This window comes from Thauera butanivorans NBRC 103042, from assembly GCF_001591165.1.
GTDB classification, from domain to species: Bacteria; Pseudomonadota; Gammaproteobacteria; order Burkholderiales; family Rhodocyclaceae; genus Thauera; species Thauera butanivorans.
Map to the genome: position 1 here is coordinate 30588 of NZ_BCUG01000023.1, position 16654 is coordinate 47241.

At 68.2% G+C, this 16654-nt stretch carries 17 protein-coding genes; 12 read left to right on the forward strand and 5 right to left on the reverse strand.

The window, feature by feature from the left end; translation table 11 throughout:
- Positions 1-87 precede the first annotated feature (87 nt).
- The 4 genes from gatB to gatC are packed head-to-tail and all read right to left on the reverse strand — an operon-like array spanning position 88 to position 3897.
- On the reverse strand, positions 88-1545 hold the full coding sequence (gene gatB, locus TBU01S_RS11150; RefSeq protein ID WP_068636722.1) for an Asp-tRNA(Asn)/Glu-tRNA(Gln) amidotransferase subunit GatB: 1458 nt from the start codon (positions 1543-1545) through the stop codon (positions 88-90).
- A gap of 34 nt (positions 1546-1579) precedes the next feature.
- On the reverse strand, positions 1580-2077 hold the full coding sequence (locus TBU01S_RS11155; protein ID WP_245650901.1) for a hypothetical protein: 498 nt from the start codon (positions 2075-2077) through the stop codon (positions 1580-1582).
- A 16-nt stretch (positions 2078-2093) separates the two neighbouring features.
- The gene (gatA, locus tag TBU01S_RS11160) at positions 2094-3566 is read right to left on the reverse strand and encodes an Asp-tRNA(Asn)/Glu-tRNA(Gln) amidotransferase subunit GatA (RefSeq protein WP_068636724.1); all 1473 of its coding nucleotides are present in this window, start codon (positions 3564-3566) and stop codon (positions 2094-2096) included.
- 43 nt (positions 3567-3609) lie between these two features.
- Complete coding sequence (gene gatC, locus TBU01S_RS11165; RefSeq protein WP_068636725.1) at positions 3610-3897, reverse strand: Asp-tRNA(Asn)/Glu-tRNA(Gln) amidotransferase subunit GatC; 288 nt, start codon at positions 3895-3897, stop codon at positions 3610-3612.
- A 173-nt stretch (positions 3898-4070) separates the two neighbouring features.
- Here gatC and TBU01S_RS11170 point away from each other — a divergent pair, with 173 nt between their 5' ends.
- The 12 genes from TBU01S_RS11170 to TBU01S_RS11225 all read left to right on the forward strand — a co-directional run bounded on the left by TBU01S_RS11170 (position 4071) and on the right by TBU01S_RS11225 (position 15931).
- The gene (locus TBU01S_RS11170; protein WP_068636726.1) at positions 4071-5114 is read left to right on the forward strand and encodes a rod shape-determining protein; all 1044 of its coding nucleotides are present in this window, start codon (positions 4071-4073) and stop codon (positions 5112-5114) included.
- Between the two features lie 85 nt (positions 5115-5199).
- Positions 5200-6072 (forward strand): rod shape-determining protein MreC, encoded by an 873-nt coding sequence (mreC, locus tag TBU01S_RS11175; RefSeq protein ID WP_068636727.1) that lies wholly within the window; start codon positions 5200-5202, stop codon positions 6070-6072.
- 3 nt (positions 6073-6075) lie between these two features.
- A complete protein-coding gene (gene mreD / locus TBU01S_RS11180; protein ID WP_068636728.1) occupies positions 6076-6597 on the forward strand; it encodes a rod shape-determining protein MreD in 522 nt (173 codons plus the stop codon).
- A gap of 12 nt (positions 6598-6609) precedes the next feature.
- On the forward strand, positions 6610-8568 hold the full coding sequence (gene mrdA, locus TBU01S_RS11185) for a penicillin-binding protein 2 (RefSeq protein WP_068636729.1): 1959 nt from the start codon (positions 6610-6612) through the stop codon (positions 8566-8568).
- Positions 8565-9710, forward strand: coding sequence for a rod shape-determining protein RodA (rodA, locus tag TBU01S_RS11190; protein ID WP_068636730.1), 1146 nt, complete (start codon positions 8565-8567; stop codon positions 9708-9710). Before mrdA ends, rodA begins: the two co-directional genes overlap by 4 nt.
- A 17-nt stretch (positions 9711-9727) precedes the next feature.
- A complete protein-coding gene (locus TBU01S_RS11195) occupies positions 9728-10918 on the forward strand; it encodes a septal ring lytic transglycosylase RlpA family protein (protein WP_068636731.1) in 1191 nt (396 codons plus the stop codon).
- A gap of 131 nt (positions 10919-11049) precedes the next feature.
- Positions 11050-12177, forward strand: a complete 1128-nt coding sequence (locus tag TBU01S_RS11200) for a D-alanyl-D-alanine carboxypeptidase family protein (protein ID WP_068636732.1) — start codon at positions 11050-11052, stop codon at positions 12175-12177.
- Between the two features lie 11 nt (positions 12178-12188).
- The gene (locus TBU01S_RS11205) at positions 12189-12473 is read left to right on the forward strand and encodes a YbeD family protein (protein ID WP_068636733.1); all 285 of its coding nucleotides are present in this window, start codon (positions 12189-12191) and stop codon (positions 12471-12473) included.
- A complete protein-coding gene (lipB, locus tag TBU01S_RS11210) occupies positions 12470-13141 on the forward strand; it encodes a lipoyl(octanoyl) transferase LipB (protein ID WP_068636734.1) in 672 nt (223 codons plus the stop codon). Before TBU01S_RS11205 ends, lipB begins: the two co-directional genes overlap by 4 nt.
- A gap of 59 nt (positions 13142-13200) precedes the next feature.
- Entirely contained in the window at positions 13201-14148 is a 948-nt protein-coding gene (gene lipA / locus TBU01S_RS11215; protein ID WP_068636735.1) for a lipoyl synthase, read from the forward strand.
- 297 nt (positions 14149-14445) lie between these two features.
- Positions 14446-15312 carry a CheR family methyltransferase gene (locus tag TBU01S_RS11220; RefSeq protein WP_068636736.1) on the forward strand — a complete coding sequence of 289 codons (867 nt, stop codon included), beginning with the start codon at positions 14446-14448 and terminating at the stop codon, positions 15310-15312.
- 13 nt (positions 15313-15325) lie between these two features.
- Positions 15326-15931 (forward strand): chemotaxis protein CheB, encoded by a 606-nt coding sequence (locus tag TBU01S_RS11225; RefSeq protein WP_068636776.1) that lies wholly within the window; start codon positions 15326-15328, stop codon positions 15929-15931.
- A 15-nt stretch (positions 15932-15946) separates the two neighbouring features.
- Here the strand turns inward: TBU01S_RS11225 and TBU01S_RS11230 are convergent, their stop codons facing one another.
- Positions 15947-16639, reverse strand: coding sequence for a pentapeptide repeat-containing protein (locus tag TBU01S_RS11230; RefSeq protein ID WP_083953574.1), 693 nt, complete (start codon positions 16637-16639; stop codon positions 15947-15949).
- Positions 16640-16654 lie beyond the last annotated feature (15 nt).

A 16654-nucleotide genomic window follows, 5' to 3' on the forward strand; every position in this document is an offset into this window, starting at 1 on the left:
GAAGCGGGGGCGGCCGGTGGTCGCACGGGCCGTCGCGCGGGGAGCGGCCTGCCGCCGCTTCCCGTCTTCAGGCGCCGGGCTCGTGCTTCAGCCGAGCTTCTTCTTCAGCAACTCGTTGACCTGCGCCGGGCTGGCCTTGCCCTTGCTGGCCTTCATGACCTGGCCGACCAGCGCGTTGAAGGCCTTTTCCTTGCCGGCGCGGAACTCGTCCACCGACTTCTGGTTGGCAGCCAGCACCTCGTCGATCATCGCTTCGATCGCGCCGCTGTCGGTGACCTGCTTCAGGCCCTGCTTGTCGATGACCTCGTCGGCGCTGGCGCCCTCGCCGTTCCACAGCGCCTCGAACACCTTCTTGCCGATGGCGTTGGAGATGGTGTTGTCGGCGATGCGTGTCACCAGGCCGGCAAGCTGGGCGGCCGACACCGGCGAGGCGGCGATGTCGAGCTCGGCCTTGTTCAGGCGCGCGGCGAGGTCGCCCATGATCCAGTTGGCGCAGGGTTTCGCCAGCGCCGTGCCGGCGGCCGTCACCGTCGCCTGGTAGAAATCGGCGACTTCCTTGGAGGCCGTCAGCGTGGTGGCGTCGTAGGCGGACAGGCCCCACTCGTCCATGAAGCGGGCCTTCATCGCGCCCGGCAGTTCGGGCATCCCGGCCTGCACGCGCGCCTTCCAGTCAGGCGAGACCACCAGCGGCAGCAGGTCGGGGTCGGGGAAGTAGCGGTAGTCGTGGGCGTCTTCCTTGCTGCGCATCATGCGCGTCTCGCCGCTGTCGGGGTCGAACAGCACGGTGGCCTGCTGCACGCGGCCGCCGTCCTCGAGGGTGTCGATCTGCCACTGCACCTCGAAGTCGATCGCCTGCTGCAGGAAGCGGAAGGAGTTCAGGTTCTTGATCTCGCGGCGGGTGCCGAATTCGGTCGCGCCCTTCCTGCGCACCGACACGTTGGCGTCGCAGCGGAAGGAGCCTTCCTGCATGTTGCCGTCGCAGATGTCGATCCAGCGCACCAGCGCATGCAGCGAGCGGGCGTAGGCCACGGCTTCGGCCGAGGAGCGCATGTCGGGCTCGGAGACGATTTCGAGCAGCGGCGTGCCGGCGCGGTTCAGGTCGATGCCGGTCATGCCGTGGAAGTCCTCGTGCAGGCTCTTGCCGGCGTCTTCCTCCAGGTGGGCGCGGGTCAGGCGCACGGTCTTCTCGTAGGCCTGCTCACCTTCGCCGACGCGGATCGTGATCGCGCCGCCCTGCACCACCGGCAGGTCCATCTGGCTGATCTGGTAGCCCTTCGGCAGGTCGGGGTAGAAGTAGTTCTTGCGCGCGAACACGCTCTTTTCCGCGACGTGGGCGCCGATCGCCAGGCCGAAGCGGATCGCACGCTCGACCGCGCCGCGGTTCAGCACCGGCAGCACGCCCGGCAGCGCGATGTCCACCGCGCTGGCCTGCACGTTGGGCTCGGCGCCGAAGGCGGTGCTGGCACCGGAAAAGATCTTGCTGGCGGTGTTGAGCTGGGCATGGACTTCCAGCCCGATCACGACTTCCCAATCCGTTCTGCTCATGGTCGTTTCTCTTGTTGCGGTTCGCGGCGCAGGCTCAATGGCACTGGCCGCTGGTCCGATCGACGATGATCGGCCATACGTAGTCGAAGGTGCCGCGGCTGCAGCGCCGCGCGCAATCGGAAAAGCCCACCGTCACCTGGTTGCCCTGCTCCCAGATGTTGACCGTGCAGCCGTCCTTGGCGCGCAGCTCCACGCTCGGCATGCGGCGCGTCTGGGTGAAGGGGCCGTCGAAGCGGCAATTGCCGCGGCGGGGGATGTCCACCGTGGCGCTGAAGCGCTTGACGTCGGCGTGGCTGATGTCGAGCACCGCGGTCGCGGTGTAGCCGGTCTCGTCGCGGAAGCGGCAGTCGGCCTGGACGTCGAGCGGGCGCACCGGCATCGGCTTCAGGCGGCCGGGGCGTTCGCTCGGCCGTGTTTCGCTTTCGGCCGGCCCCGGTGCCTGCCACGGCGGCGTGGCACAGGAAGCGAGCAGGCCGGCCGCGGCTGCGGCCAGACCGGCACGCAGCCGCCGGCGCGGCGGGATCGGGGGCACGAAAGGCATCATCGGCTCAAGCCGCGATCGCCGGCCGGCGCGTATGCCAGTCGGTCGCCTGCTGGAAGCGGTGGGCGGCGTTCAGCAGGCGGGCTTCGCTGAAGTAGTCGCCGATCAGTTGCAGGCCCACCGGCAGGCCGTCGCCGCCGAAGCCGCAGGGCTGCGACAGGCCGGGCAGGCCGGCGAGGTTGACCGCGAGGGTGAAGATGTCCGACAGGTACATCTGCACCGGGTCGTCCGCCATCTGGCCCAGCGCCCAGGCGGTGGTCGGCGTGGTCGGGCCGGCGATGAGGTCGCAGTGCTGCAGCGCGGCCTGGAAGTCCTGCGCGATCAGCCGGCGCAGGCGCTGCGCCTGCAGGTAGTAGGCGTCGTAATAGCCGTGCGACAGCACGTAGGTGCCGACCAGGATGCGGCGCTTGACTTCGGCGCCGAAGCCTTCGGCGCGGGTCTTGCCGTACATGTCGGCGAGGTCGCCATATTCCGCCGCGCGGTGGCCGTAGCGCACGCCGTCGAAGCGCGACAGGTTGCTGGAGCACTCGGCCGGCGCGATCACGTAATAGGCGGGAATCGCCAGCTTGGCGTTGGGCAGCGACACTTCGACCGTGGTGGCGCCGAGCGCGCGGTACTGCTCGATCGCGGCCTCGACCGCGGCGCGTACGTCCTGGGCCATGCCTTCGGCGAAGAATTCGCGCGGCAGGCCGATGCGCAGGCCTTCGAGCGGCCGTGCCGCAGCCGGCGCGGCGAGCGCGGCGGCGTAGTCCTCGGCCGGACGCTCCAGGCTGGTCGAGTCGCGCGGGTCGAAGCCGGTCATCGCCGACAGCAGCAGCGCGCAGTCCTCGGCGCTGGCGCCGAAGGCGCCGCCCTGGTCGAGCGAGGAGGCGTAGGCGATCATGCCGTAGCGGCTGACCACGCCGTAGGTCGGCTTGATGCCGGTGATGCCGCAGAAGGCCGCCGGCTGGCGCACCGAGCCGCCGGTGTCGGTGCCGGTGGCGATCGGGGCCAGGCGCGCCGCCACCGCCGCGGCCGAACCACCGGACGAACCGCCTGGCACGCGCTCGGGATTCCACGGGTTCTTCACCGCGCCGTAGAAGGAGCTTTCGTTGGACGAGCCCATCGCGAACTCGTCCATGTTGGTCTTGCCCAGGCTGATTGCGCCGGTGGCCTTGAGCAGGCTGACGACGTGGGCGTCGTAGGGGCTGACGAAGTTCGACAGCATCTTCGAGCCGCAGGTGGTCAGCACGCCTTCGGTGCAGAACACGTCCTTGTGGGCGAGCGGGATGCCGGTCAGCGCACCGGCCTGGCCGGCGGCGATGCGCGTGTCGGCGGCGCGGGCAGCGGCCAGCGCGCCGTCGCGGTCGACGGTGATGAAGGCGTTGAGCTGCGGGTCGAGCGCGTCGATGCGGTCGAGGAACAGGGTCGCGAGCTCGACGCTGGAAATCTGCCGGGCGTCGAGCGCGCGGCGCAGTTCCGGAAGGGAAGCGTGGATCATGTGTTCGGCAAGCCAGGTGAAGGCGCGCCAGGCGCGCCGCGGATCATTCGATGACTTTCGGGACCAGGTACAGCCCGGCCTCGGTCTGCGGCGCGACCTGCTGGAAGGCGGCGCGCCTGTCCTGTTCGGTGACGAGATCCTCGCGCAGGCGGGTGGCGAGCTCCTGCGGATGGCTCATGGGTTCGACGCCGGCGGTGTCGACCGCCTGCATCTGCTCGATGAGGCCGAAGATGCCGTTCAGCTTGTCGCGGGTGGCGTCGATTTCGGCATCGGAAAGGGCGATGCGCGCGAGGCGGGCGAGGTGCCCGACTTGTTCATTTGAAAGCGACATGAGGTAACAAAACCTGCTGAATCCACAAAGGTTTGTAGGTTATCATAATCGTCTTTGCCCCGCCGGGGCTGCGCCATCGGGCGGTAGCGGGCGGGGCACTCGCGTTGCGGTGCATCATGCCTTCGTCCGGTGCGCCACGCGACTCAACCATTCCACCGGTTTCGGAAGGCCCCATGTTCGGTTTCCTGCGCTCCTATTTCTCCAACGATCTCGCGATCGACCTCGGCACCGCCAATACACTGATCTACGTGCGCGGCAAGGGCATCGTGCTCGACGAACCCTCGGTGGTGGCGATCCGTACCGAAGGCGGTCCCAACGCCAAGCGCTCGATCCAGGCCGTCGGCCACACCGCCAAGCAGATGCTGGGCAAGACGCCCGGCAACATCACCGCCATCCGGCCGATGAAGGACGGCGTGATCGCCGACTTCGTCGTCACCGAGCAGATGATCAAGCAGTTCATCAAGAAGGTGCATGATTCGCGCCTGCTGTCGCCTTCGCCGCGCATCATCATCTGCGTGCCCTGCGGCTCCACCCAGGTCGAGCGCCGCGCGATTCGCGATGCGGCGCTGGCAGCCGGCGCCTCGCAGGTGTTCCTGATCGAGGAGCCGATGGCCGCGGCGATCGGTGCCGGCCTGCCAGTGTCGGATGCGACCGGCTCGATGGTGGTGGACATCGGCGGCGGCACCACCGAAGTCGGCGTGATCTCGCTCGGCGGCATCGTCTATTCGGGCAGCATCCGCGTCGGCGGCGACAAGTTCGACGAGGCCATCGTCAATTACATCCGCCGCAACTACGGCATGCTGATCGGCGAGACCACCGCCGAGAAGATCAAGAAGGAAATCGGCTCGGCCTTCCCCGGCTCCGAAGTGCGCGAAATGGAAGTCAAGGGCCGCAACCTGGCCGAAGGCATTCCGCGCAGCTTCACGGTCTCGTCCAACGAGATCCTCGAAGCGCTGGCCGAGCCGCTCAACCAGATCGTCTCCGCGGTCAAGATCGGTCTGGAGCAGACGCCGCCCGAACTCGGCGCCGACATCGCCGAGCGCGGCCTGATGATGACCGGCGGCGGCGCGCTGGTGCGCGACCTCGACCGCCTGCTGATGGAGGAGACCGGCCTGCCGGTGGTCGTCGCCGAAGAGCCGCTGACCTGCGTCGCGCGTGGCTGCGGCATGGCGCTCGACAAGATGGACAAGCTCGCGGCGATCTTCACCTCCGAGTGAGCCGTTGCCCCGGCCTTGCCGCCGGGGCGTGCGTTCGTCATCGTCCACGCCATCGTTCTCGATCCGGTGGCTCCTGGTTTCCCGGATGTCTCTCGTCGGCCACAAGACCCCTCCGATCTTCAAGCGCGGACTGACGCCGGTCACGCGCCTGTCGGTGTTCGTCGCCATCTGCCTGGTGCTGCTGGTGGCGGACCTGCGTTTCCGCTACCTGGAGGTCGTGCGCAATGCCTTGTCGGTGGTGACTTATCCGCTGCAGATGGCCGCCGCCAAGCCGGCCGACTTCGTGCGCAACGCCTCGCGCTATTTCGCCACCCTGGTCGAAGTCCAGCTCGAGAACGCCGAGCTGCGCCGTGACCACCTGACGACCGGCGAGCGCCTGCTGCGCTTCGAGCTGCTCGAAAAGGAAAACGCCCAGCTGCGCGAACTGCTCGGCATGTCGCAGCGCATCGACGTCAAGAGCGTCGCCGCCGACATCCTCTACAACGCGCCCGACCCCTTCGCCCGCAAGGTCATCCTCGACCGCGGCGCGCAGCAGGGTGTCGAAGCCGGGCTGGCGGTGATCGACGCCAAAGGCGTGGTCGGCCAGGTCACGCGCGTGCACCCGGTGCAGTCCGAAGTCACCCTGCTCACCGACCGCAACCAGTCGATCCCGGTCAGCGTGCTGCGCAACGGCGTGCGCGGCGTGCTGTTCGGCACCGGCCGCGGCCGCCTGGAAATGCGCTTCGTGCTGGCCGACGCCGACATCCGCGAAGGCGACCGGCTCGTCACTTCCGGCCTCGACGGCATCTTCGTGCCCGGCCTGCCGGTGGCGGACGTGACCATGGTCGACCGCAGCTCCGACGCCTTCGCCCGCATCGATTGCGAGCCGCTGGCGGACATCGACACCAGCGTGCAGGTGCTGGTGATCGGCCGCACCGCCTACCCGCCGCCTCCGCCGGCACCGGACCAGGAGCGCTGAACGATGCAGCCGACCAACCGTTCCAGCCGCATCCTGCTGCCGGTCAAGCTGTGGTTCGTCTATCTCAGCCTGATCGTCGCGCTGGGACTCGAATACATCCCGACCGGGCGGACGCCCGGCATTCCCGACTGGGTGGCGCTGGTGCTGGCGATCTGGTGCGTGCGCGAGCCGCAGCGCATCGGCATGGGCGCGGGCTTCGTGCTCGGCCTGCTGGTGGACGTCGGCCAGGGTGCGGCGATGGGCCAGCATGCGCTGGCCTACGTGGTGCTGGCCTATCTGGCCAACGGCGCGGCGCGGCGCGTGATGTGGTTCCCCTTGCTGCAGCAGGCGCTGCATTTCCTGCCCTTGTTCGTGCTGACCCAGGCGCTGATGCTGGCGGTGCGCCTGCTGGCCGGCGCCGAGTTTCCGGGCTGGTCGTACTTCCTCTCCAGCCTGAGCAGCACTGCGCTGTGGGCGCCGCTGTCGATGCTGCTGCTGCTGCCGCAGTACCAGCCGGTCGACCGCGACGACAACCGGCCGATCTGAGACTTGCGGCGGATGACGGAGATTCGTTCCACCGCCCGGGAACTCGCCCGCTTCCGCCTGCGGGTGGTGGTGGCGCTGCTGTTCGTCTGCGTCTGCCTGGGGCTGCTGGCGGCGCGCTTCCACTACCTGCAGGTGGTGCGCCACGACTACTACCTGACGCGGGCCGAGGACAACCGCATCGCGCTGCTGCCGAAAGTGCCGCATCGCGGCACCATCGTCGACCGCAACGGCGTCGTGCTGGCGCGCAACTACGCCACCTACACGCTGGAGATCACGCCGTCGCAGGTCAAGGACATCCAGGGCACGCTGGACGAACTCGCCACCCTGGTGGCGATCGAGCCGCGCGAGCGCCGGCGCTTCATGAAGCTGCTGGAGGAAAGCCGCAGCTTCGAGAGCGTGCCGGTGCGCAGCCGTCTCAGCGACGAGGAAGTCGCCCGCGTGGTGTCGCAGCGCTACCGCCTGCCGGGCGTCGACGTGAAGGCGCGGCTGCTGCGCGACTATCCGCAGGGCACGGTGGGGGCGCACGTCGTCGGCTACATCGGCCGCATCAACCAGCGCGACGTCGAGCGCATCGAGGAAGCGGGCGAAACCGCCAACTACCGCGGCACCCAGCACATCGGCAAGGCCGGGCTGGAGCAGTTCTACGAATCCGAGCTGCACGGCACCACCGGCATCGAGCAGGTCGAAGTCAATGCCGGCGGGCGGGCGGTGCGCGCGCTGTCGAGCATGCCGCCGACGCCGGGCAACGACCTCGAGCTGACGCTGGACATCGAGCTGCAGCGCGTGGCCGAAAAAGCCTTCGGCGAGCGCCGCGGCGCACTGGTGGCGATCGAGCCGGCCACCGGCGGCGTGCTGGCGCTGGTATCGACGCCGAGCTTCGATCCCAACCTGTTCGTCGATGGCATCTCCACCCAGGACTGGAAGGCGCTCAACGAGTCGCCAGACCATCCGCTGCTGAACCGTGCGATCTATTCGGCCTACCCGCCGGGCTCCACGTTCAAGCCCTTCATGGCGCTGGCCGGGCTGGAGACGGGCAAGCGCACGCCGGGGCAGGCGATCGCCGACTTCGGTTATTTCACCCTCGGCAACCACCGTTTCATGGACGACAAGATCGGCGGCCACGGCATGGTCGACCTGCACAAGTCCATCGTGGTGTCGTGCAACACCTACTATTACCAGCTCGCCCATGAGCTCGGCATCGACAACATCGCCAGGTTCATGGCGCCGTTCGGCTTCGGTTCGCGCACCGGCATCGACCTGCCGGGCGAGGCCAGCGGCGTGCTGCCCTCGCCGGAATGGAAGCGCCAGCGCTTCCGCCGCACCGAACAGCAGCAGTGGTTCGCCGGCGAGACGATCTCGGTCGGCATCGGCCAGGGCTACAATGCCTTCACGCCGCTGCAACTGGCCAATGCGCTGGCAGCGCTGGTCAACGACGGCAAGCTGTACCGGCCGCACATCGTGCGCTACGTCGTCGATTCGCGCACCGGGCAGCGGCGTGCGGTCGAGCCCGAGCCGCTGCGCGAGATTCCGCTCAAGGCGGGCAACATCAAGGCGGTGCGCGACGGCATGGTCGGCGTGAATGTCAGCGGCACCGGCAAGCGTGCCTTCCAGGGGGCGGAATACTCCTCGGGTGGCAAGACCGGCACCGCGCAGGTGTTCTCGCTGCGCGGCCAGCGCTACGTCGAGGGGCGGGTGCGCGAGCGCCTGCGCGATCATTCCTGGTTCGTCGCCTATGCGCCGGCCGAGGCGCCGCGCATCGCGCTCGCGGTGCTGGTCGAGAACGGCGGCTTCGGCGCGCAGTCGGCGGCGCCGATCGCGCGCCAGGTGATGGACTATTACCTGCTGCACCAGCAAGCGGGCGAACCGGCGGCAGAGGATGCCGTCGCCGGCGAACTCGAAGGCGGCGAGCAGGCCGAAGCGGCCCCGGCCGATGCCGCAGCGGCCGAAGCGCCGGCAGGGAGCCTGCGATGAGCAACTGGCGTTTCAACCCGCTCGCGCTCGTGCGCGCCTTCCTTCGGCCGATCGACCCGATCCTGCTGCTGCTGCTGGCGGTGCTGCTCGGCTATGCCTGGGTGCTGATGCAGAGCGCCTCGCCCGAGCGCCTGGACAACCAGGCACTGCATTTCGCCATCGCGCTGGCGGCGATGTGGGCGATGGCCTGGCTGACGCCCGTGCATCTGCTGCGGCTCGCGCTGCCGCTGTATGCGCTCGGGGTGGTGCTGCTGATCGGGGTCGATCTGTTCGGCGAGATTTCGAAAGGCGCGCGGCGCTGGCTCGACATCGGCATCACCCGCATCCAGCCGTCCGAGATCATGAAGATCTCGATGCCGCTGATGCTGGCCTGGTATTTCCACCAGCGCGAAGGCCAGACCCGCTTCGTCGATTTCCTCGTCGCCGGTGCGCTGCTGGTGGTGCCGGTCGGTCTGATCCTGATCCAGCCCGATCTCGGCACCAGCCTGCTGGTCGCCGCTTCCGGCCTGTACGTGATCTATTTCGCCGGCCTGTCGTGGAAGCTGATCGTGCCGCTGGTCGTCGCGCTGGTCATCGGCCTGGGTTCCATCGTCGCCTTCGGCGACACGCTGTGCCAGCCCGAAGTCGATTGGCAGGTGCTGCGCGAGTACCAGAAGCAGCGCGTGTGCACCCTGCTCGACCCGACGCGCGATCCGCTCGGCAAGGGCTTCCACATCATCCAGTCCACCATCGCCATCGGTTCGGGGGGCGTGTCGGGCAAGGGCTGGATGGAAGGTACCCAGACCCATCTCGCCTTCCTGCCCGAGCGCCATACCGACTTCATCTTCGCCGTGCTGGCCGAGGAGTTCGGCCTGATCGGCGCCGTCGTGCTGCTGGCGACCTACCTGCTGCTGATCGTGCGCGGCTTCGTCATCGCGGCCTTCGCGCCCACGCATGCCTCGCGCCTGCTCGCCGGCGCGATCACGATGATCTTCTTCACCTATGCCTTCGTGAACATGGGCATGGTCAGCGGCATCCTGCCTGTCGTAGGGGTGCCGCTGCCCTTCATCAGCTACGGGGGAACCGCGCTCGTCACGCTGTGTCTGGGCGTGGGTATCCTGATGAGCATCCAGCGCAGCCGGCTGACGGCGCGCAAGGCTTGAACGACCGAGGAGCGCCGATGAAATCCGATTCTGCCCGGGCCGATGCTCGCAGCGTCCACACCCCGGCCATGCGGCGACCGCGCTGCCGCGGGCTGGCTGGCGTGGCCGTGCTGGCATTTGCCGCCGTGCTGCTGTCGGCCTGCGGTTCCGCGCCGAAGCGCGGTGAAGGCAGCGCCGCGGCCGAACCGCCTGCGGCGAGTGCGGCGAAGCCCGCCGGCCGCGGCGGCGGCTATTACAAGGACGACGGCCCGGACGAGGTGCCGCCCGACAACCTCGATGCCATTCCCGACGCCGAGCCCCGCCTCGAGCCGCTGCACCGCTTCGCCAACCGGCCCTACAACGTCTTCGGCAAGGGCTACGTGCCCGCCACCGAGCTGCGGCCTCACCGCGAACGCGGACGAGCGAGCTGGTATGGCCGCCGCTTCCACGGCAAGCCCACGTCCAGCGGCGAACCCTACGACATGTATGCGATGACCGCCGCGCACCCGACGCTGCCGATCCCGAGCTACGTGCGCGTCACGCATGTGGCCAGCGGGCGTTCGGTGGTGGTGCGGATCAACGACCGCGGCCCCTTCCACAAGGGCCGCATCATCGACCTGTCCTACACCGCGGCCCACAAGCTGGGCTACATCAACGCCGGCAGCGCGGAAGTCGAAGTCGAGCAGATCCTGCCGGACGAACTGCCGCTGCTTGCGGCGGCGAGGCCGGTGCCGCCGGTACGCGGCCGCCAGGCCCAGGCCATCGAAGCCGCAGCGGCGCCGACGACGGCTCCGGCCGAAGTGGTGGACGCTGCGCCGCGCACCCTGCCCCCGCTGGCGCCGCCGCGCGTGGAGGCAGGCACTGCGGCCGCTGCCACCGGGCAGAGCGCCGCCGCGCGTGTGGTGGCTGCGGCAGCCGGCGCTGCAGCGGTCGAGACTGCTGCAGTCGCTGCGACGGAAGTTGGCGACGGCCTGGTGCCGCACATCGCCTCGGCCAGTGCCGGCATCTTCCTGCAGCTCGGCGCCTTCACTTCGCGCGCGAACGCCGAAGGCTTCAAGGCTTCGGTTGCGGATGAAGTCGGTGAACATGCGGAGCGCCTCGAACTGTTCGCCGACGGCGAGCGTTTCCGCCTGCATGCCGGTCCCTACGACACGGTCGATGCGGCGCGGGCGGCGGCCGAGAGAATGGGGGCGGCGCTCAAGCTCAAGCCATTCGTGATCGTGCGCTGAACGGCCGCTGCCGGCTGCTGCGCTGCCGCAGCGGGTTGAAACAAGGCCTTTCGCTTTTGGTCCGCAGCCGGGGTGGCACTTATAATCCGGCGTTCCCGCCAGCTTTTTCCCTCTTCTTTCCGGGTTCCCTCATGCGTTTCGTCCTTGCCGTCCTGATTTCACTGTTTTCCTTTGCCGCGCTGGCGCAGTCCGTGCCGCCGCCGGCGCTGGCCGCCAATACCTGGGTGCTGGTCGACCATGCCACCGGGCAGGTGCTCGTCGACAAGGATGCCGACACCCGCATCGAGCCGGCTTCGCTGACCAAGCTGATGACGGCCTACCTGACTTTCAGCGCACTGAGGGCAGGCACGCTGACGCCGGACCAGGTGGTGCCGGTGTCGACCAAGGCCTGGCGCATGGAAGGTTCGCGCATGTTCATCGAGCCGAACAAGCCGGTGACCGTCGATGAGCTGATCCGCGGCGTGATCGTGCAGTCGGGCAACGACGCCTGCGTGGCGCTGTCCGAGGCGATCGCCGGCAGCGAGGAAGCCTTCGCCGCGCTGATGAACCGCGAAGCCCAGCGCCTGGGCATGACCAACACCAACTTCACCAACTCCACCGGCCTGCCCGATCCGCAGCTCTACACCACCGCGCGCGACCTGGCCATCCTGGCGAGCGCGATCGTGCGCGACTTCCCCGAGTTCTACAACCTGTACTCGCTGAAGGAGTTCACCTACAACGGCATCAAGCAGCCCAACCGCAACCGCCTGCTGTACATGGACGCCACCGTCGACGGCATGAAGACCGGCCACACCAGCACCGCCGGCTACTGCCTGGTGTCGACCGCGCAGCGCGGAAGCCGCCGCCTGATCTCGGTCGTGCTCGGCGCCGCTTCCGACACCGTGCGGGCGCAGGAGTCGCTGAAGCTGCTGAACTTCGGCTTCCAGTTCTACGACACGGTCAAGCTCTACTCGGCAGACGAGGCGCTGTCGCAGTTCCGCGTCTGGAAGGGCGAGGACAACGAGGTGGCGGTCGGCTTCACCCGCGATTTCGTCATGTCGCTGCCCAAGGAGGTGGCGCAGAACGTCGCCGTGTCGCTGGAGAGCCGCCAGCCGCTGATCGCGCCGCTGGAGAAGGGCCAGCCGGTTGGCACGCTGAAGCTGAGCGTCGACGGCAAGTCGCTGGGCGAATATCCGGTGGTCGCGCTCAAGGACGTGCCGGTGGCCGGCTTCTTCGGCCGCCTGTGGGACGCGATCGTGCTGTTCTTCAAGAACCTCTGAGCGAATACGCCATGAGCGAACACAGCGGTGCGCAGCCGCGCCAGACCCTGATCGAATACCCCTGCGACTTTCCGATCAAGGCCATGGGCGCGCGGGTGGACGGCTTCGCCCAGGCAGTGATCGAAGTGGTGCTGCGCCACGCGCCGGACTTCGAGCCCGCCGGCGCCGAGATGCGGCCGTCGAGCAAGGGCAACTACCTGGCGGTGACCTGTACCTTCCGCGCCACCTCGCAGCAGCAGGTCGATGCGCTGTACCGCGAGCTGACTTCGCACCCGCTGGTCAAGGTGGTGCTGTGATCGTCAAGCGCCTCGGCCTGGTGGACTACGCGCCGGCGCTGGAAGCGATGCGCGTGTTCACCGCCGGGCGCACGGACGGCACGCCGGACGAGATCTGGCTGCTGCAGCATCCGCCGGTCTATACCCTGGGACAGGCCGGCAAGGCCGAGCACCTGCTGTGCAACCCGGCGGGCATCCCGCTGGTGCAGATCGACCGTGGTGGCCAGATCACCTACCACGGCCCGGGCCAGCTCGTCGCCTACCTGCTGATCGACCTGCCGCGGCGGCGCCTGAAGGTGCGCGAACTGGTCCATCTGATGGAGCAGGCGATCATCGACACCCTGGCCGAGTACGGCCTCGCCGCCGAGCGCAAGGACGGCGCGCCCGGCGTCTACATCGCCGGCGACAAGATCGCCGCGCTCGGCCTGCGGGTCAAGAACGGCTGCAGCTATCACGGCCTGGCGATCAACGTCGATGCCGACCTGACGCCCTTCGGCTGGATCAATCCCTGCGGCTACGAGGGCCTCAAGACCATCCGCATGAAGGATTTCGGCGTGGATGACGGCGTCGAAGCCGTCGGCGAGCGCCTGCTGGCCCATCTGCAGCGCCTGCTGCCGCCGATCGAAGCGCGGGCTGATGCGCACAATCAGCCTGAACGGGCTGCGCAAGAGGCGCCGGCGGGGCCATAATCGCGCTCATCTACCAAGAGCGCCACACCACACAGAGAGCGGACAACATGGAAAACCCGGTGGAAACCCCCGCCCGCAAACAGCGCGGCGCCGCAAAGACGGCGCGGATCCCGATCAAGATCGTCCCCGCCGAGCGCCTGCAGAAGCCTGACTGGATCCGCATCCGGCTCGGCGCCGGCCAGGAAGCCGAGCGCTTCAACGAGATCAAGGCCACGCTGCGCGAGCACAAGCTGCACACCGTGTGCGAGGAAGCGTCCTGCCCCAACATCCACGAATGCTTCGGCAAGGGCACGGCCACCTTCATGATCATGGGCGACATCTGCACCCGCCGCTGTCCCTTCTGTGACGTCGGCCACGGCCGCCCCGAGCCGCTGAACGCCGACGAGCCGCGCGACCTCGCCAAGACCATCGCCGCGATGCGGCTGAAGTACGTCGTGATCACCTCGGTCGACCGCGACGACCTGCGCGACGGCGGCGCCCAGCACTTCGTCGAGTGCATCCGCGAGACCCGCAGCGCCTCGCCGGCGACGACGATCGAAGTGCTGGTGCCCGACTTCCGCGGCCGCATGGAAGTTGCCCTCGACATCTTCGACCAGGCGCCGCCCGACGTCATGAACCACAACCTCGAGACCGTGCCGCGGCTGTACAAGCAGGCCCGCCCGGGTTCCGACTATGCCTATTCGCTCGAACTGCTGCGCCAGTTCAAGGCCCGCCACCCGGACGTGCTGACCAAGTCCGGCCTGATGGTCGGCCTCGGCGAGACCGACGAGGAAATCCTCGAAGTCATGCGCGACATGCGCGCCCACGACGTCGACATGCTGACCATCGGCCAGTACCTGCAGCCCTCCGGCGGCCACCTGCCGGTACTGCGCTATGTGCACCCGGACACCTTCAAGATGTTCGAGACCGAAGCGCTGAAGATGGGTTTCCGCAACGCGGCCTGCGGTCCGATGGTCCGGTCGAGCTATTGGGCGGATCAGCAGGCGCATGGTGCAGGGGTCGTGTGATTTCCATCGATAGCAGCCGATGCACGGCGCTCGCTGCGAGCTCGATGCAAAGCCAGCGTTCCGCGCGTGATTCGCAGCTCCAGGCGGCGTAATCACACTCGGCTGCAAGACCTGCCGCCCCCAGTCCGGCATCGCCGCCGCTGGGGGTTCGGCATTTTCAGGTGCCGGCGAAACTGCGTCGAACGACGCTGGCATGGAAAAAACGCTGTGGACAGGGAAGAACTCACAGGCTGCATGCGGCGGAACGTCGACAATCGGAGCCTTGCCGTGCATGCGCGCGGCGCAGGCTGAGGGCGGATGGAGATGTTTTCGAGCGAGGCTGGCGTCAGGACTGGCCAGGTCCAGTCGATACGGGAGTTTTCGTTCTCCGAACGGGAGTTCGAACGTGCGCGCAAGCTGATCCACCGGCTGGCGGGCATTGCGATGACCGACATGAAGCAGGACATGGTGTACGGCCGGCTGGTGCGCTGCCTGCGGGCGAAAGGGCTGAAGAGCTTCGAGGCGTATCTCGATCTGGTCGAAGCCGACCGCGGGCGGGAACGCCAGGCCTTCATCAATGCGCTGACGACCAATCTGACCTCCTTCTTCCGCGAACCGCACCATTTCCCGATACTCGCCGAGCACGCCCGCAACCGTGGCGGCGCGGGGGCCTACCGGGTGTGGTGCGCGGCGTCCTCGACCGGCGAGGAGCCGTACTCGATCGCGATCACGCTGGCCGAGGCGCTGCCTGCGGCCCGCGTCGAGATCGTCGCCTCGGACGTGGATACCCAGGTGCTGGAAAGCGCACGGCGCGGCGTCTATGCTGAAGCGCGGGTGCGCGAGCTTGCGCCCGATCGCCTGCGACGCTTCTTCCAGCCGGCACCCGGTGCCGGGCAGGGCATGCTGCAGGTGCGCCCCGAACTGTCCGCCCGCATCGACTTCAGGCACATCAATCTGCTCGATGCCGACTGGGGGCTGCGTGGCCAGTTCGATGCCATTTTCTGCCGCAACGTGATGATTTATTTCGACAAGAGTACCCAGCGCCGCATCATCGAGCGTTTTCGTCCGCTGCTGCGCCCCGAGGGCTTGCTGATATGCGGCCATTCCGAAAGCCTGCAGAATCATTCCGATCTGTTCCGCAGCCTGGGGCGTACCACTTATGCACCTGTCCTCCGGCCGGCCTGAGGCGGGCGCCGCGATGGCCTTGCGCCAACCGCTGGCATTCAACGACAGACTGATCGCCATCGGTGCGTCGACCGGCGGCACCGAGGCCATCCGCGAAGTGCTGGCCGGGCTGCCGGCCGGGTTGCCGGGCATCGTCATTGCCCAGCACATGCCCGAACGCTTCACCCGTTCCTTTGCCGAGCGCCTCGACCGGACCTGCGCCTTGGTGGTCAAGGAGGCGGTGCATGGCGAGCGCATCCTGCCGGGCCATGCCTATGTGGCGCCGGGGCACTCCCATCTTGCGGTCATCCGCAGCGGCGGCCATTACCTGGCAGAAGTCTCGGGAAGTGCGCCGGTCAACCGCCATCGGCCTTCGGTGGATGTGCTGTTCCAGGCGGTTGCCCGGGTGGCGGGACGCAATGCGGTCGGCGTGCTGCTGACCGGCATGGGCAAGGATGGCGCTGCCGGCCTGCTCGAGATGCGCCGCGCGGGGGCCTTCACCATTGCGCAGGACGAGGCTTCGTGCGTGGTCTATGGCATGCCGCGCGAAGCGGCGGAAATCGGCGCGGCTTGCGAAGTGCTGGATCTGCGCGCGATTCCTGCGCGCATCGTCGGTGAGCTGCGCCAGACGGTGCGCTGAGGGGCGGAGAAGGTTTCAGGGGCAGCCGGTGCAGCCGTCAGTCTGGGCATTGAGGAAGATCGCCTGATCGAGATTGGCGCCGCTGAGATCGGCGTCGACCAGCACCGCGCGGGTCAGGATCGCACCCTGCAGGTTGGCGCCGGCGAGCGAGGCGCCCTTGAGCTTGGCGGCGCGCAGGTTGGCGCGCTGCAGATCGGCCCTGTCCAGCTTCGCGCCTTCGAGCCGGGCGTTGGTCAGGTCGGCGTTCGCCAGCCGGGCGCCGCTGAGATCGGCCGCCGTCAGCACGGCGTTCTGCAGCACGGCGTTGCGCAGATCGGCCTCGACCAGCGTGGCATTGGCGGCCCGCGCGTTGCGCAGGTTGATGCGCGCCATCGATGCGCCATTGAAGTTGGTGCCGGTGACGTCGGTGCTGGAGAAGTTCGCCTCGCTCAGCGTTGCGCCGCTGAGGTCCGCGCCCGACAGATCGGAGCGGGTGAATTGCGAATTGGCCAGATTGACGCCGGCGAGCTGGGCGCCGTTCAGATTGGCATTGGTGCACAAGGTGCCGCGGCGGATGTCGCAGCCGCCGACGCTGCCGGTGCGCTGGGCCTGGGCGGCGAAGGACTGGGCCAGCATGGCGATGGCGAAGAAGCAGGCGAGAGGCGCATGCAGGTGCGGCCGGCTGAGGTGTGGCCGGCGCAGGAGTGGGGCGGTTGCGAGCAATTTCATCAAAGGGTTCCGCGG

What these genes read in the sequence shown, in the direction of transcription:
- gatC (WP_068636725.1), bottom strand. Translation starts at nt 3,897, where the DNA reads ATGTCGCTTTCAAATGAACAAGTCGGGCACCTCGCCCGCCTCGCGCGC.
- gatA (WP_068636724.1), bottom strand. Translation starts at nt 3,566, where the DNA reads ATGATCCACGCTTCCCTTCCGGAACTGCGCCGCGCGCTCGACGCCCGG.
- TBU01S_RS11220 (WP_068636736.1), top strand. Translation starts at nt 14,446, where the DNA reads ATGGAGATGTTTTCGAGCGAGGCTGGCGTCAGGACTGGCCAGGTCCAG.
- TBU01S_RS11205 (WP_068636733.1), top strand. Translation starts at nt 12,189, where the DNA reads ATGAGCGAACACAGCGGTGCGCAGCCGCGCCAGACCCTGATCGAATAC.
- TBU01S_RS11170 (WP_068636726.1), top strand. Translation starts at nt 4,071, where the DNA reads ATGTTCGGTTTCCTGCGCTCCTATTTCTCCAACGATCTCGCGATCGAC.
- mrdA (WP_068636729.1), top strand. Translation starts at nt 6,610, where the DNA reads ATGACGGAGATTCGTTCCACCGCCCGGGAACTCGCCCGCTTCCGCCTG.
- mreC (WP_068636727.1), top strand. Translation starts at nt 5,200, where the DNA reads ATGTCTCTCGTCGGCCACAAGACCCCTCCGATCTTCAAGCGCGGACTG.
- TBU01S_RS11200 (WP_068636732.1), top strand. Translation starts at nt 11,050, where the DNA reads ATGCGTTTCGTCCTTGCCGTCCTGATTTCACTGTTTTCCTTTGCCGCG.
- TBU01S_RS11195 (WP_068636731.1), top strand. Translation starts at nt 9,728, where the DNA reads ATGAAATCCGATTCTGCCCGGGCCGATGCTCGCAGCGTCCACACCCCG.
- TBU01S_RS11230 (WP_083953574.1), bottom strand. Translation starts at nt 16,639, where the DNA reads ATGAAATTGCTCGCAACCGCCCCACTCCTGCGCCGGCCACACCTCAGC.
- TBU01S_RS11225 (WP_068636776.1), top strand. Translation starts at nt 15,326, where the DNA reads ATGGCCTTGCGCCAACCGCTGGCATTCAACGACAGACTGATCGCCATC.
- mreD (WP_068636728.1), top strand. Translation starts at nt 6,076, where the DNA reads ATGCAGCCGACCAACCGTTCCAGCCGCATCCTGCTGCCGGTCAAGCTG.
- gatB (WP_068636722.1), bottom strand. Translation starts at nt 1,545, where the DNA reads ATGAGCAGAACGGATTGGGAAGTCGTGATCGGGCTGGAAGTCCATGCC.
- rodA (WP_068636730.1), top strand. Translation starts at nt 8,565, where the DNA reads ATGAGCAACTGGCGTTTCAACCCGCTCGCGCTCGTGCGCGCCTTCCTT.